Origin of the sequence: Vibrio ezurae NBRC 102218 (genome assembly GCF_000467185.1) — a bacterium.
GTDB lineage: Bacteria > Pseudomonadota > Gammaproteobacteria > Enterobacterales > Vibrionaceae > Vibrio > Vibrio ezurae.
Genome location: NZ_BATM01000008.1, coordinates 266740 through 281941 on the forward strand (window position 1 = coordinate 266740; position 15202 = coordinate 281941).

The window sequence follows — 15202 nt, forward strand, 5'->3', positions numbered from 1 at the left end:
AGTTCAGAATGTACATAAACTCTATGTTCAGTATGTGCATGAAATGGAATCCGACTGACCTACAAGGGGCTCGACGAATGACGATAATTCGTAAGCAAGATCTTATCAGCAGCGTGGCTGACGCACTTCAATACATATCCTATTATCACCCGCTTGATTTTGTGCAAGCGTTAGAAAAAGCCTATCACGCAGAACAAAGCACGGCGGCGAAAGATGCCATTGCGCAAATATTGATAAACTCAAGACTATCTGCCGAAGGTCATCGACCTATCTGCCAAGACACGGGTATTGTGACCTGTTTTGTCAATATTGGTATGCAAGTGCAGTGGGAAGACACGAGCGTGACAGTGCAAGAGATGATTGATGAAGGGGTAAGACAGGCGTACACCAACCCTGATAACCCTTTGCGCGCGTCTATTTTGCTCGATCCAGCAGGCAAGCGCATCAACAGTAAAGACAACACTCCTGCGGTTGTGCACATCAATATGGTGGCAGGCGATAAAGTCGAAGTACAAATTGCGGCCAAAGGCGGCGGCTCTGAAAATAAAACCAAAATGGTGATGTTAAACCCATCCGATGATGTCGCGCAATGGGTGGAAAAAACCTTACCTTTGATGGGCGCAGGTTGGTGTCCACCGGGCATGCTCGGTATAGGCATTGGCGGCACCGCAGAAAAAGCAGCAGTGCTGGCAAAAGAATCGCTAATGGATCCGGTCGACATTCATGAACTAATGGAGCGCGGCGCCACCACTACCGAAGAGAAAATGCGTCTTGATATCTTCGAACGTGCCAACAAAACCGGTATTGGCGCGCAAGGTCTGGGCGGATTAACCACGGTTGTTGATGTGAAAATTAAAACCGCGCCAACGCATGCCGCCTCTAAGCCTGTGTGCATGATCCCAAATTGCGCGGCCACTCGCCATGTGCACTTTACGCTTGATGGGTCAGGTCCTGCCACACTGACGCCACCAAAGCTTGAAGACTGGCCAGATATTTCATGGGAAGCGGGAGACAAAGCGCGTCGCGTGAACCTTGATAGTGTTACTCAGCAAGACATTGAATCGTGGAAAACGGGCGAAACTTTGTTACTGTCAGGAAAAATGCTTACAGGTCGCGATGCGGCGCATAAACGTATTCAGCAGCTTTTGGAAAGTGGTGAAGGGCTTCCTGAAGGTGTCGATTTTAAAGGTAAGTTTATCTACTACGTAGGCCCTGTGGATGCAGTAGGTGATGAAGCAGTGGGGCCTGCGGGACCAACCACTTCAACCCGTATGGACAAATTTACCGATATGATGCTGTCTAAAACGGGCATTGCCGGCATGATTGGCAAAGCGGAACGCGGCGCGCAAACCGTTGAGCTTATCAAGCAAAACAAAGCCGTCTATCTGATGGCTGTAGGGGGCGCTGCATATTTGGTGTCTAAGGCCATTAAGAGCGCGAAAGTGATTGCGTTTGAAGAGCTAGGTATGGAAGCCATTTATGAATTTGATGTCGAAGATATGCCAGTGACAGTAGCCGTTGATTCTAGCGGTGAAAATGCTCACCAAACCGGACCTGATACTTGGAAAGTTAAAATAGCCGAAATGGACTAGCTATTTGATATTGTTTCATTGAGGGCGCAATCAAAGATTGCGCTTTTTTTCGAGTTTTCAGCTAGATAGCTGATACACTTAGATGTGTGCTTTTAATTACAGGGGATGTTATGCCACGTTTTGTTCAAATTTTACAAATGATTGTTGCCATCGTGATTGGCGGCTTTCTTTGTTATGACCTCATTCTTAACGGAATTGCTATTTTCCATGAGAAATACATTACGATCACCATCGTATTGACCTTGCTATTGGAATTGGCGTTATTTGTTATCTACAAGCTCATAGCCGATGATTAAATCTTGTTAATATTACGCTCTAGTGCTGGATATTTTGAGAACAATTCAATATCTTGAGGCAAGGAGCGTGATATGAACAAATTAACAAGCGAAGCAAAACAACTACTTAATAGAGGGCTGGATGCGCACCTAAGAATTGGTGTCACCGGCCTTTCTCGTGCAGGAAAGACCGCATTCATTACTTCGTTTGTGGACCAACTTCTTCATACCTCCACTCATGATAACTTACCCTTATTGGCTGCTCAGCGTGATGGCCGTTTACTAGGGGCAAGGCGAGTACCGCAAAAGAATTTACTCACACCAAGATTTAATCTTGATGGCTGTTACGCGTCTTTAAGAGAATTACCCGCACAATGGCCAACACCGACACGAGACGTCAGTGAAATCCGCATTGCTATCAAATATAAACCGCGCAATAAAGCACGTAAGTTACTGAGTCGCACTGCCACGTTATATCTTGATTTAGTGGACTATCCCGGTGAATGGTTATTGGATTTACCTATGCTGGAAATGGATTTTGCCACTTGGTCTGAGCAACAATTAACGCGCTTGCAAACCATTGAACTTCCAGAAGTGCAAGAGTGGCTGCAACGTGCTCAATCCCTTGATATTGAGCAGTCAACAGACGATAAACTTATTAACGCAGTGGCATTGGAATTTACCCAGTTGTTACTTAGCCTAAAAGCGCAAGGCTATCAGTTGATTCAACCGGGACGATTTGTACTCCCAGGAGAACTTGCTGATGCTCCGGTATTATTATTCTTCCCTTATGTCAGTCAAAATAAGCCAAGCAAAGGCAGTGCACTTGATTTGCTCGTGAATCGTTATAAAGAGTACCAACAGCAGGTGATTCGTCCTTTTTATCGTCAGTACTTTTCTTCTTTTGATCGGCAGATTTTACTCGTCGACATCTTGTCACCCCTTAATCAGGGGGAACATGCGTTTAGTGATATGCAAGTGGCATTGACTGAAATCATGAAGAGTTTTAGTTACGGGAAAAATAGTTTGATGCGCCGTCTATTTTCTCCGCGTACCGATAAATTGCTGTTTGCTGCAACCAAGGCTGATCATATCACCCCAGACCAACACGCTAATTTGAGTTTGTTGTTGCGTCATTTAGTGCAGCCTATATGGCAACACGTTTCTTTTGAAAGCGTGACGATGGAGTGTCTTCCTTTTGCTTCGATACAATCAACCCAAACTGGGTTTGTAGAGCAAAACTCGCAAACGACTCCAGTCATCCACGGCATTAGTGAACAGGGCGAAGAGCTCACGGTTTACCCAGGAGAAGTACCTGCGACGCTACCAAAGGCCGAATTTTGGAACAAACAAGGCTTTGATTTTGTCAGCTTTCGTCCGCAATACTATTTGGAGTCGGAGCCACTGCCTCATATTGGTATGGGAAAAGTGATGCAGTTTTTGCTCGGCGATAAATTGAGGTGATGCTATGAGTGATTACAAAACTAAGCAGGTGTTTTCCAGCAAAGCCGCGTCTAAATCAGAACACGCTTTTGCAGACGCTGACCCTTCGGTCTCGCATAAACAGAAGGGAAGGGCGTTTAGCGGCTCATTTGACTCAGTAACTGAAGATGTTGATAAAGAGCTTGGCGCAAGGCAAACCTTTGCCAGCCATGAGTTCATAGCGCGTGACTCCACGAGTGATGAGCAAACAGAACAAATTGAAGAGAAAGTCGCGACCTTATTTAATCGGCGCAAAATCCCGTTAAAGTGGAAGCTGTTGTTTGCGACCTTGGCAGGTCTAAGCATATGGCAGTTGGCTGAATCCTTCATTGGCGCCTTGCAATCTGGTGATTACTTAGCACTGGCATGGACGACACTCTTAACTGGAGGTTGCTTGGTTGGTGCGGGGGCGTTATTGCGAGAGCTATTAAAAATGCGTCGTCTACGCCGTCAAGGTGATGCTCAGATGAAGGCTCAGCAACTTTATGACGATAACGATTATGGCAACGCAGCGTCATTTTGTGATTCTTTGTCGAGCTCGTTAGCAGCGAAAGGCGTTGAAAATATAGGGCTAGATAAATGGTCTAAGCAGCGCAGCAGCAACCATTCTGACCGTGATATGTTGGATTTGTATCAAGGTTATGTGCTCTCTCCTGTGGATGAAAAGGTCAATAAAGCCATTGCAAAGTACTCCTCGGAGGCCGCAGTGATGGTGGCGGCAAGTCCGTTGGCAGCCGCGGACATGATGCTCGTAGCGTGGCGAAATATCTCTTTAATTAATCGTATCGCGAAGGAATATGGCGTTGAGTTGGGCTACTGGTCACGGATACAGTTGTTGCGTTTAACCCTAATCAATATGGCCGCAGCAGGTGGCAGTGAACTTGCTATTGATGCAGGAATGGACTTACTGTCGATGGATCTCACCGCTAAGCTTTCTAGCCGAGTAGCACAAGGTGTTGGGGTTGGGCTGCTCACCGCGCGCCTTGGTATAAAAGCGGCGCAACTCATGCGTCCAATTCCATTTTCAGAGAGCAACCAATTAAAACTTGGGCATGTTCGAGATCAGGTGATGCTGTCTGTTAAACATCGTTTACAAAATTACCGTGATGAAGACGAAGGTTAAGCCCTTATAAAACCTGTTATTGCTTGACTGTAGTGCACTTCTGCTAGACACTCATGTAAAGATTAATGAACACTTGAGAGTCGGATGTGCGCTTAGAAGTATTGTGTGAAGATCGCTTAGGCTTAACCCGCGAATTATTAGATATTCTTACCTCGCAAAATTTAGATTTACGAGGTATCGATATTGATCCTATCGGTATTATTTATCTCAATTGCCCAGAGTTAGATTTTGACTCTTTCAGCACCTTGATGGCACAAATTAGACGCATTGAAGGGGTGTCTGATGTTCGACGTATCGGCTTTATGCCAAGCGAAAGAAAGAACACAGAACTGACAGCGGTACTGGATAATTTATCTGAGGCTTTGTTGTCGGTCAGCCTTAAGGGGCAAATTGATATGGCCAACCAAAAGGCCAAACAATTGTTCCAAAATAGTGATGCACCGTTGTTGGGATCACAGCTAAGTCAGATCTTGCCGCAATTCACTTATCAAAGCTGGTTAGATAATGGTGCTGAGCGCAACAAACAGCCCGTCGTTATCGCAGGGATTGACTATCAAATGGAGATTATCCCTGTTCACTTACAACAAGATAGTGAAACGTCTGTTCATGCCAGTACGGTTTTTCAACTCAGGCAGTCGCGTTACGAAGCCAGCGATGCAGAGTCAGTTGCTGATCATGATCCATTAGGTTTTGAGCACTTTGTTGGTACATCAAGTCGTCACAAGGCACTAATTACTCAAGCTAAAAAACTGTCAATGCTGGATCAGCCTTTGTTAATAGAAGGTGATACTGGCACGGGCAAAGAGATGCTCGCTCGTGCTTGTCACGCTCGCTCTCATCGCTCAACTCACCCCTTTATTGTTCTAAGCTGTGCCTCTATGCCTGATGATGTAGCGGAGACAGAGTTATTTGGTCATGCCGATGGTGCAATAAATCAAGGTAAGCCACATAAAGGTATTTTTGAAAATGCCGATGGTGGCACGGTATTTTTGGATGAAATTGGCGAAATGTCGGCACATTTACAAAGTAAGTTGTTACGATTTTTGCAAGATGGCACCTTTAGAAGAGTTGGCGAAGACAAAGAAGTCAGCGTGAATGTACGCGTAATCGCATCGACCCGACATACGCTAGAGCAATTGATTGAATCTGGCTCATTCCGCCAAGATCTATACTTTAGATTGAATGTACTCAATTTGAAGATCCCGCCATTGCACGAGAGACCGTCTGACATTGCTCCATTATTAGACATGCTGCTGGTGAAGCACTGTTCACAATTGAGTATTGAGAAGCCAAGTTGTTCGACAACCTTGATGGATGCATTGGTCAGTTATCGCTGGCCGGGGAATATACGCGAGTTGGATAATGCGGTTCTACGTGGTTTAACGGAGCTTGATGGTGCGCAGTTGTTAACTAAGCATTTCCATCTACCCACATTAGATAATTTAAATAACGCTGAAACAAAACTGGATATGGATGGTTCGCTTGATCAGATAATGAAGCGCCATGAATCTCAGGTATTAGATAAACTTTATCAAGCCTTTCCGTCCAGCCGTAAGCTTGCGAAACGATTGAACGTTTCGCATACCTCAATTGCGAATAAACTTCGTGATTACAATATCGGAAAGAAATAAGTGGATAGAGGTTGGCAGAAATAGGTAACACGAATGTTTTTTACGTATAAACCAACAGTGGTCGCCAAAGAGTATTCGTCGCAGCGTGTTACGATACGCTCAGTAGGTGCGACGGACGCCAAAATACTGTGTGAATATTTTGTGCGCAATAAAGCGTTTTTAAAACCTTGGGACCCTATTCGAGATGACGCATTTTATACCATTGTGGGATGGAAATATAAAATTACGCGGCTAGCGGAGCTTGAAAAACTGAGGCAGGGTTTGTATCTACTGATTTTAAATGCAGAACAAACACGCGTGCTTGGCATTATCACGTTCAGTAATATTGTGGGTTATCCATTCCATTGCTGTAATTTAGGCTATTCATTAGACGAAGAAGAGCAGGGACAAGGCTTGATGTATCACAGTTTAATCAAAGCCTGTGAATTTGCATTCTCAACGTATAAACTGCATCGCATTCAAGCTTCATATTTACCACACAATCTGCGCAGTGCTCAGGTGTTGCGACGTTTAGGTTTTGTCAAGGAAGGTGTGGCTAAAGATTATCTTTTAATTGACGGGCGTTGGCAGGATCATGTGCTGAGCTCATTAACGAATCATCAATGGAAAGCGGCATGCAAAGATTAAATCAGCAACTTGAACTGTTGATAGAAATCGATCAACTGAAAAATGTATTACGGCGTACTCGCGTTAAGAGCGCGCAAGGCCGCTTGGAAAACAGTGCTGAGCATAGCTGGCACGTCGCAACGATGGCGCTACTTACCCAAGAGCATGCGAACAGTCAGGTGGATGTCAGTCGCGTATTAAAAATGTTATTGCTGCACGATGTTGTCGAGATTGATGCTGGTGATACCTTTGTTTACGATGCTGTTGCATCGCAGCAACAGGCGCAAAAAGAGCTGCAAGCAGCGGATCGCCTATTTGGATTTTTACCTGAAGATCAGCGCATTGAGCTGCGCGCCATTTGGGATGAATTTGAAGCGGCGAACAGTGATGATGCTAAATTCGCCAAAGCGCTAGACCGCTTTATTCCTATGTTCCTGAATTATCATAATCAAGGTCAGAGCTGGGTGGAGCATCAAGTTAAGCGCAGTCAAGTTATCGCAATAAACAGTCGCATTCAACAAGGCTCAGAAACCTTGTGGCAGAAAGCGTTACAAATCATAGATGAAGCCGTCGCTAATGGCTGGCTAAAAGACGAGTAATATGGATTATATATCTTTAGATGACTATTCACGTAAGTGGATCTTTACCCATCAATCAATGCCTATTCCTGAGCAGGACTTAGCAGCGATTATGCCAATGACGCAAGCTAAGAGCTCTGTGTTTTGGAAAGACAATATCAGCAAACAAAGCCCAGATGCAGAGCGTATGAGCAGCCAAGATTGGGCTACATCTAATCAAAACTGGCTTGATTCAGTGAATTGGATGAGTAATTGGGAGTCAGACGATCAAGGCTTGCCGGATGAAATCTTTGAGCACATTGATTGGCAAGATGATGTAACTGTGTATTTTTGTTATGAAAAGTACAACGTGATTCAAACCACTTGGTCAATCTTTAAAGCGCACTGGAAAAACTTCCTATTCTTTGATGACGGCCCAATTTTAGTGGCTCGTCGTCGCAAGCAAGCCTTATGGTTTACCTCCGACGGCCAAGTTAAATTAGGTAATCGTCCTTAAGCCATATGCCTTGTTAGAAAAGCGAATACTCATTGTATAAAGCATCACAATGAGTATTCGGTTAAAGGAAACTATGTTGCTGGTTTAACTTAAATCACTTCAATCTGACTAAAACAGCGATAGATATTGTTCATACCCCATAGCCGCTAACTGCTCTTTAGGGATGAACTTCAGCGATGCTGAATTAATGCAGTATCTTAGCCCCGTTGGCTCGGGTCCATCTTCAAATACATGCCCCAAATGAGAGTCTGCAAAACGACTTCTTAGCTCAACTCGCGTATAAAAAAGCTTATTGTCTTTGTGCTCAGTAATAAACTGCTTGTCGATTGGCTTGGTAAAGCTTGGCCAACCGGTACCAGATTTGTATTTATCCGTTGAACTAAACAAAGGTTCACCAGAGACGATATCTACGTAAATTCCGGCTCGTTTATTATCCCAATACTCGTTTTTGAAAGGGCGCTCAGTACCTTCTTGCTGAGTGACATAATATTGCATTTCTGTAAGCATCTGTTTAATTTTAGCATCGCTGGGTTTGCTGTAAGTCTTAGTGCTCGACATACTGCTCGACATTTTCCCTGCATGGCTATTGGCTTCAATCATAGCGATGAGAGTCATGTTTTTCTGTTTTCTATCTTTACCAAAAATAGAATCTAAATAGCGATCACGCCCAGAGCCGTGACGGTAGTATTTATAACGAATCGGATTCTTTTTGTAATAATCTTGATGATACTCTTCTGCTTTCCAAAACGTGGTGTATTGAATCAGTTCAGTTTTGATTGGCTTCTTATAGATGCCTAAAGCGTCAACGTCTTGGATAAACTGAGTTGCGATATCGAATTGCTGCTTATTGTGATAAAAAATAGCAGGGCGATAATGAGCGCCTCGGTCTACAAACGAACCTTTATCATCGGTAGGGTCCATATGGCGAAACAGTTGGTCGAGTACCTGTACATAGCTGACTTTATCCGCATCGTACTTCACTTGTATGGCTTCAATATGCCCTGTTTTACCTGCCGCTACTTGCTTGTAAGTTGGGTTTTTCTCTGTGCCACCGGCATAGCCCGACACCACATCGATAACGCCCGGCAGTTTTTCTAAATCAGCTTCAGTACACCAAAAACAACCACCGGCTAAGGTTGCGGTTTTAACGTTGCTAGCATCAGTCATTTTTTGATCATCAGCCACTGACGGCGCCGAAATCATCCAAGCCAAAGGTAGCGCCAGTGCCACCCCAAGAAGAGCAGTAGAGAGCCGTTTCATATGAGACCTCGTTGTTTCATTGACAGTTTCTTATAGGACAGAGGCAACTGAGAAAAACTTTCAAGTATAAGGATAATTATTGTGCAATTTTGATGGTTTAGCATGTATTTGCAGATATTTATAAGGTCACGAGAGCATCATTCTAACGGTAAATGTAGGGTGCAAAATTTGTCACAGGTAATCCAATGGATTATAGCTTGTTAATTATTATACAGGGGAGTTGTCAGAACAAAAATGCAACGTCTTGGTGAATTTATCGGGCACTACAGGAGACAAGTATGACTAGCGCATTTGAAAGTATTCAACAAGGTCTGCTAGAGGCGGTTGAATTTGCTGAAGGCAAGACAAAAGGGGCAACCGTTCATCAATTTGATGCAGTGGATGTGAAAGCGCTTCGTCATAATGTGGCAATGACACAAGCAGAATTTGCATCTACGTTTGGTATTAGTCTGGGCACGTTACGCCATTGGGAGCGTGGTGATAGAACGCCAAGAGGTCCGGCGTTGGTGCTATTGAATGTACTTGCCAAAGATCCACAAGCGGTGATTCGCGCTTTGGCGTAAGTAATTTGATGTATACGGTATTATTACTCCCAACTATCTACCACATTTGATACCGAAAACGATATCAAATGCAAAATAGAAGGGAGCATTTTAGCGGATTGGCTATTCGTCTTTCTATTCTTCTTTAAGGTCTTCTTTAAGCAACTGCAATCCAGCGGGTAGGGTATCACCGAAGGCTTTTTGTGCTTCTTCTTGATCAAACGATTCTTCACTATTAAGCAGGTGTAGCCAAGTTTGCGGCACTTTGCTGGTGGTGATTTTATCGATGACTTGCGCGCGATACTCTTCTGAAATATCTAACGTTCTATCACCGGTTTTACAAGACATCATTACCGCTGCGAAAGCGGCCATTTTTTGCTTGTTCCAATCTAGATCTAACAAGGTTTTTAACCAACCTTGAACGTCCGTGACAGGAATAACGTTGTGCTGACTGCCATACAGTGGCCTGCGGTTAGCCAGTCTTGCCAGTGCCCACCAGTGTGCATCACGATAGCTATCCATATTGCAGGCTTTGCTGATAAACCAGTTTGCTAACAAGGTTTTATCGTCAAAGTGCAGTCGCTCAAGGGAAGCAGACAAACGCACCATAGCTTCATAACCTTGCTCATGGGCTAACTTGGCAGATTGCGGATTTTTTAATGCGCCGGGGTGTAAGTATTTCGCAATATCGGCAAGGATGGTTTCTTGCTGTTCTTGATTTAAACCGCCACTGACACGACGCCAGAATATCCACCAATCACTCCATCCTTGTTGGTTTTTAAACTGTATGCTTTGTTGATACAAAGGCCACACTTGTTCCATGCGCCATGAATCTACTGGATCGCCAAAGCCGGGTCTTAGGCTATAGCCAGCAAGACGTAGCCAGTTTTTCTCGTGCGGTTCAGAGCGGCGACGGCGTTTTTTACCTAAAGCAAACGCATCGAAAATATGGCGTGACGTGGTCACGTCCCAGTTATCTCGTTTTCCTAAGTTGCGCTCCAATTGCTTGGCGAGCATCTTGATTTCTTTAACGTCGGTTTGCTTCTTACTACCACTGTAGAGCTTGGAAATTAGTTCTTTTGATTGCTGTAAGTTAGCGGGGATTTCTTGCTCTTGCACCGCTTTTTGATTACGCACTTCAAACTCCACTTGCCAGCGAGCCGTGTCATCGTTAATGTCCACACATTCTAATTGCAGTGTGCCGACCTCGGTCAGTTTACTACTAAGTTGCACTTCAACGCGGCGTTTCTGATTGGCTGATAGGGTTTCACTATCTTCAACTTTGCCGCTGTCTAGCGATGCCACATACGGCGGCAAGGCTTGCATCACATCGCTATCAACGGCATGCAAGGTGCCGTTGTTAGGACTAGAGCCATCATTGAGCGCATCAATGGTGGTGGTTAATAGGTTAAATCGCACCGGTTGATCTAAGGTCAGGGCGAAGCGTCGTCCGGTAAGGCGAACTTCGGTGCCTTCTTCTGCGCCTTTGCCCAATAAACATAAGGCTTGGCTTTTGTTTTTACTTGGCAGATGCAAGAAGTAAGAGCGCGGACTGCCGCCTCCAATTTTCAGCTGTGCGCCACGTCTGGCTTTGCTGTACGCTACTGCGCCGTAGGCAACCGCATAATCTGGATGCGGGTTGTCCAATAGGGTGATGGCATCGCCTCGCCAATGCTCAAGCACGGTTTGCATGCGCGCTTTAATCAGTGGACTGTTAAATGCGCCGCCATTGACCAATAACGCCACAGGAATGGCTTTTTCGTTACTTTGAGATGAACTTTGAGCAGCGTTGTTGGCAGTGTTTAAAGCATCGTGACAAGCCGCTTGGTGCTGATTTAAGAACTGTGCCACATGCTTGGTGATAGCAGGGTCTGAAACATAAGGCAGGCCAAATTCCACCACAGCGCTACGTTTATGATTCGGTAACTGGTCAAATTCAATGTCAGGGAAAAAGCCTTCTAAGCCCAACTCCTGAACTTCTTGTTTGCTCAGAGCCACACTTCGTGCGCCACCAATAAGACGTGAACCGCCGCCAAGTAAGGTCACTTTACCTTCTTCGGGCGCGTTTACCCCAAGCAAAGTTTCTTTTACGCGGCGCGTTTGCGAAATGAGTTTACCCAAAGCTTGCGCTTTCATTGGGGTTTTATTGTTTAGCTTTTGCTCGCTAATGTGCGCAAGGGCTAAGTCAATATTGTCACCACCGAGCATTAAGTGCTCGCCCACACCGATGCGACTAAGGCTTAGCTGATTATCGGTGTAGTTGGCTTTGATTAAACTAAGGTCAGTAGTACCGCCGCCCACATCACAAATTAAGATCAGCGGAATGTCGGATAAATCTGGGTTTTGTTGCTGCTCAAAGCGCGCGTACCAGTCATAACAGGCCGCTTGTGGTTCTTCGAGCAGTAATACTGAATCTAATCCCGCAAGGCGCGCCGCTTTTAAAGTGAGGTTGCGCGCGGTTTCGTCAAAAGAGGCAGGAACGGTAATCACCACTTCTTGCTCTTCCAGTCGGTTGATTGGGTTTTGATGATTCCAAGCCAGACGAATATGATTTAAGTAACTGGCACTGGCAATAACTGGTGAGATTTTATCAACGTCATCGGCGCCCGCCCAAGGCAGAATGTCGGATTCTCTATCCACATTGCTGTGTGACAGCCAACTTTTGGCACTGGATACTTGGCGACCTTCGACTTGCGAGCCAAGCTCACGAGCCCACTCACCAATAATCACTTGCTCAATGTCACCGTCTACGCTGTGTTGCTCCCAAGGCAGTTGCAGTGACTCACTGGAAAACTGTTGCTTGGTGGCGTGAAAACGAAAAGAGGGCAGCTGCGGCCTTTTTGCCACTTCACCTTGTCCAACTAACTGCGGTATTTCAAACAGTTGTAACGGCGACTCTTTAAGAGGTTCATTGTTTTCACAAAAGGCGACAACGGTATTGGTTGTGCCTAAATCGATGCCAACTAGAAAGCGAGATTTTTTTGACGATGCCATAGTGTTAACTCAGAGCAGAATGGGGGAAAACAGCACCGAAGAGCTCGGTGCTGTTATGGGAGAGTATAGTTTAATGTGAGTGGTTGTCGTCCCTTACACTAAACTCAACGTGCCATTTTTGACCATTGTCGTTAGCGATAGCTTCAAGGTATAACGTACCCAGTTCCGTCACTCTAGCGGCCAAGTTTACAGCAACGACTTCGCCGACCTGACGGCCTTCTTTAGCATCTAACGTGACTTGAATTTCAGGTAGCTCTTCTAGCTCGCCATCTTGCCAGTAATCTAAATGCGTACCAGCGCTGTCTTCACGTCGGGTGGTTGAACCGTAAAATTGGAAATGCACTGGCTGACCAATCACCAAACCAAATTCTTGGCTTGGTACGTCAACTGCTGAGCCTTCTTCCATGCCAAATGGGGCAACGCAAAGTGCTTCCATTGGCGGCGCCATACCAGGGATGGCAGGCATCGCACTTTCAATGCCCACATAGTAGCTAGAAGCAATACCACCGCGAATACGCACGCCTTTACCTTGACGCACTTGACCATAGTAAGCTGCGCCTGAAGAGACCGCTAAATCAAGATCGGAACCGAGCAGTTGTTTAGCTTGTGGCGAATCACTATCGCTAAGCCATAGGTTGATGACTTCAAACAAACGCTCAGAAAGCGTATTGGCTTTTAATACGCCACCATTAAATAATATAGCGGTCGGTTTTACAAAATCGGGTTTGCTGTTATCGAACATACCGCCAAACATATCAGCAGTAGATTGTGCTTGTTTACTCAAAAATGCCGCGATATGACGCGTAATGCCGGCATCTTGGGCGTAAGGTAGGCCCATTTGAGTGAGTGCGCCACGACGAGCTTGTTTTGGATGCTCGTCGATATCAACGATAGGGAAGAAACCATCGACTAAGGTTTGCTGCACTTCTTCAGAAGTTAATTCAGTTTTTAGCGTGCTTCCCATTAGCTTAGAGCCGCGACTTGGAATCACAATCGGTACTGATTGCAGTTCTTTGTCGTTAAGCAGCGCTTCTTTGGCATCGCGACAAGCGTGTACGATGGATTGAATTTGCCAAGGCTGTAAATCTTTTCCGTCTTGCGCCATCTTCATTTTGATGCGATAGGCCAAGGCAAGATCCATGTTGTCACCGCCAAGAAGGATATGTTCACCTACGGCAACGCGCTCTAGAGTCAGATTGCCGTCTTCTTCGGTAACAGAAACCAAAGACAAATCGGTAGTACCGCCACCCACATCGACCACCAGCACCACATCACCGACACTGAGTTGGTTACGCCAATCATCACCGGTTTTCTCAACCCAGTTGTACAGCGCCGCTTGGGGCTCTTCTAAAAGAGTTAAGTGGTGTAAATTGATATTGCGCGCCGCTTCTGCGGTGAGATCGCGCGCCGCAGGATCAAACGATGCAGGCACAGTGATAGTGACGTCTTGCTCTTGCAACGGATGCTCAGGATGCGCGTGATTCCACGCTTGCATTAAATGTTCGAGATAAAGCTCGGTTGCGCGAAGAGGAGAGATTTTTGTGATCTCTTCTGGGCTACCCGCTGGCAAGAAAGCTTCGCGGCGGTTAACGCCGGCATGGCACAGCCACGACTTAGCACTTGCCACCAAACGAATAGGGGTTTTGCTACCCAGTTTTCTAGCAACTGAGCCCACCAGCGCTTCCGGTGAATCCGTCCAAGGCAGCGTGCGAGAGCCTGCGCCCATTTCGTGTTCACTTGGCTGATAGATAAATGAGCCAAGTTGGTTTTGGCTTTCTACTTGACCAGGAGCGCTTAGCTGCGCAATTGGCATTACTGCGACGTTTGCATCTTCGTCATGTTTATCGACAAAAGAGAGCACACTGTGGGTAGTACCAAGGTCAATACCAACGATGTATTTTGCTGAATCGGTCATTAAAGCTCAACCTCTGCTGGCGCAATGATTGCGGCGTTGTAGTTTTCAGACAGTTTTGGCAGTTCAATGTTATCGGCTTTCCAACCTTTATGGATAAGCGTGCCAGTAAATGGCGCTTTACCTGTGACATTGCCAATCAAACGAATTTCTTGAGCGTCAAAACCTTCAGCAACAGAGACGGTAGTTTCTTCTGTTTCGCTACGCACTGGAGAGAGTGTAACGTAGTCTTTTAATACTTTTTGACCGCCGCTATGGATAACGCGAGCCGCTGCGCCCACTTCATCATCAGCAAATGATGAGATGTCTTCTTTAAGGAAATCAATTAAACGTGCTTCTTGTTGTAAAAGTGACAGCAGTTGTAATGCGGAATCAGTAGAGGCTGTTTTAAGCTTAGATTCTACTTCAACAACGCGTTCTACCACTTTTTCTACTTCAACAATCTTCTCAACTTCAACGATTTTTTCAACGGGTACTTCAACTTCAACACGTTTCTCAACGGGTTTTTCTATAATCTTTTCAATGGTTTTTGGCTTACGAGCAATAGCAACGGCCAGCAGGACGACACTAGAGGCAGCCAAACCTGCGTGAAGCATATCAAACGTGGTCGGTAACACGGATAGGTCGATGATCATGATTAGAGTCTCATTGGATATTTTATAATTGCTCTAAATGTGTGGGTTCTTGAGCAGAAATTCAAGTACTTAAATG

13 protein-coding genes are annotated in these 15202 nt (G+C 45.4%); 9 read left to right on the forward strand and 4 right to left on the reverse strand.

The annotated features are described in order from the left end of the window. The first annotated feature begins 77 nt into the window (after positions 1-77). The 8 genes from VEZ01S_RS04935 (at position 78) to VEZ01S_RS04970 (ending at position 7783) form a co-directional block, all read left to right on the forward strand. Positions 78-1592 carry a fumarate hydratase gene (locus VEZ01S_RS04935; RefSeq protein ID WP_021712907.1) on the forward strand — a complete coding sequence of 505 codons (1515 nt, stop codon included), beginning with the start codon at positions 78-80 and terminating at the stop codon, positions 1590-1592. 110 nt (positions 1593-1702) lie between these two features. After that, positions 1703-1888, forward strand: coding sequence for a hypothetical protein (locus VEZ01S_RS04940; RefSeq protein WP_021712908.1), 186 nt, complete (start codon positions 1703-1705; stop codon positions 1886-1888). A 72-nt stretch (positions 1889-1960) separates the two neighbouring features. Then, positions 1961-3331: a YcjX family GTP-binding protein gene (locus tag VEZ01S_RS04945; RefSeq protein ID WP_021712909.1), complete on the forward strand. Its 1371-nt coding sequence runs from the start codon at positions 1961-1963 to the stop codon at positions 3329-3331. A gap of 4 nt (positions 3332-3335) precedes the next feature. Then, entirely contained in the window at positions 3336-4472 is a 1137-nt protein-coding gene (locus VEZ01S_RS04950) for a YcjF family protein (RefSeq protein ID WP_021712910.1), read from the forward strand. Between the two features lie 86 nt (positions 4473-4558). Beyond that, positions 4559-6103, forward strand: a complete 1545-nt coding sequence (gene tyrR, locus VEZ01S_RS04955) for a transcriptional regulator TyrR (protein WP_021712911.1) — start codon at positions 4559-4561, stop codon at positions 6101-6103. A 33-nt stretch (positions 6104-6136) separates the two neighbouring features. Next, positions 6137-6730 (forward strand): ribosomal protein S5-alanine N-acetyltransferase, encoded by a 594-nt coding sequence (gene rimJ, locus VEZ01S_RS04960; RefSeq protein ID WP_021712912.1) that lies wholly within the window; start codon positions 6137-6139, stop codon positions 6728-6730. Continuing rightward, entirely contained in the window at positions 6718-7308 is a 591-nt protein-coding gene (locus VEZ01S_RS04965; RefSeq protein WP_021712913.1) for an HD domain-containing protein, read from the forward strand. Before rimJ ends, VEZ01S_RS04965 begins: the two co-directional genes overlap by 13 nt. Before the next feature lies 1 nt (position 7309). Then, positions 7310-7783, forward strand: coding sequence for a DUF2947 domain-containing protein (locus VEZ01S_RS04970; protein ID WP_021712914.1), 474 nt, complete (start codon positions 7310-7312; stop codon positions 7781-7783). A gap of 108 nt (positions 7784-7891) precedes the next feature. On the opposite strand, the gene msrB is transcribed toward VEZ01S_RS04970, so the two are convergent. After that, a complete protein-coding gene (gene msrB / locus VEZ01S_RS04975; RefSeq protein ID WP_021712915.1) occupies positions 7892-9043 on the reverse strand; it encodes a peptide-methionine (R)-S-oxide reductase MsrB in 1152 nt (383 codons plus the stop codon). 278 nt (positions 9044-9321) lie between these two features. On the opposite strand from msrB, the gene nadS reads away from it, so the two are divergent. Continuing rightward, a complete protein-coding gene (gene nadS / locus VEZ01S_RS04980; RefSeq protein ID WP_021712916.1) occupies positions 9322-9606 on the forward strand; it encodes a NadS family protein in 285 nt (94 codons plus the stop codon). Positions 9607-9720: 114 nt separating this feature from the next. On the opposite strand, the gene VEZ01S_RS04985 is transcribed toward nadS, so the two are convergent. From VEZ01S_RS04985 to VEZ01S_RS04995, 3 genes are all read right to left on the reverse strand, one after another. Next, positions 9721-12579, reverse strand: coding sequence for an Hsp70 family protein (locus tag VEZ01S_RS04985; RefSeq protein WP_021712917.1), 2859 nt, complete (start codon positions 12577-12579; stop codon positions 9721-9723). Positions 12580-12649: 70 nt separating this feature from the next. Then, positions 12650-14494 carry an Hsp70 family protein gene (locus tag VEZ01S_RS04990; RefSeq protein WP_021712918.1) on the reverse strand — a complete coding sequence of 615 codons (1845 nt, stop codon included), beginning with the start codon at positions 14492-14494 and terminating at the stop codon, positions 12650-12652. Continuing rightward, entirely contained in the window at positions 14494-15126 is a 633-nt protein-coding gene (locus tag VEZ01S_RS04995; protein ID WP_021712919.1) for a DUF2760 domain-containing protein, read from the reverse strand. The genes VEZ01S_RS04990 and VEZ01S_RS04995 overlap by 1 nt, the downstream gene beginning before the upstream one ends. Positions 15127-15202: the final 76 nt, after the last annotated feature.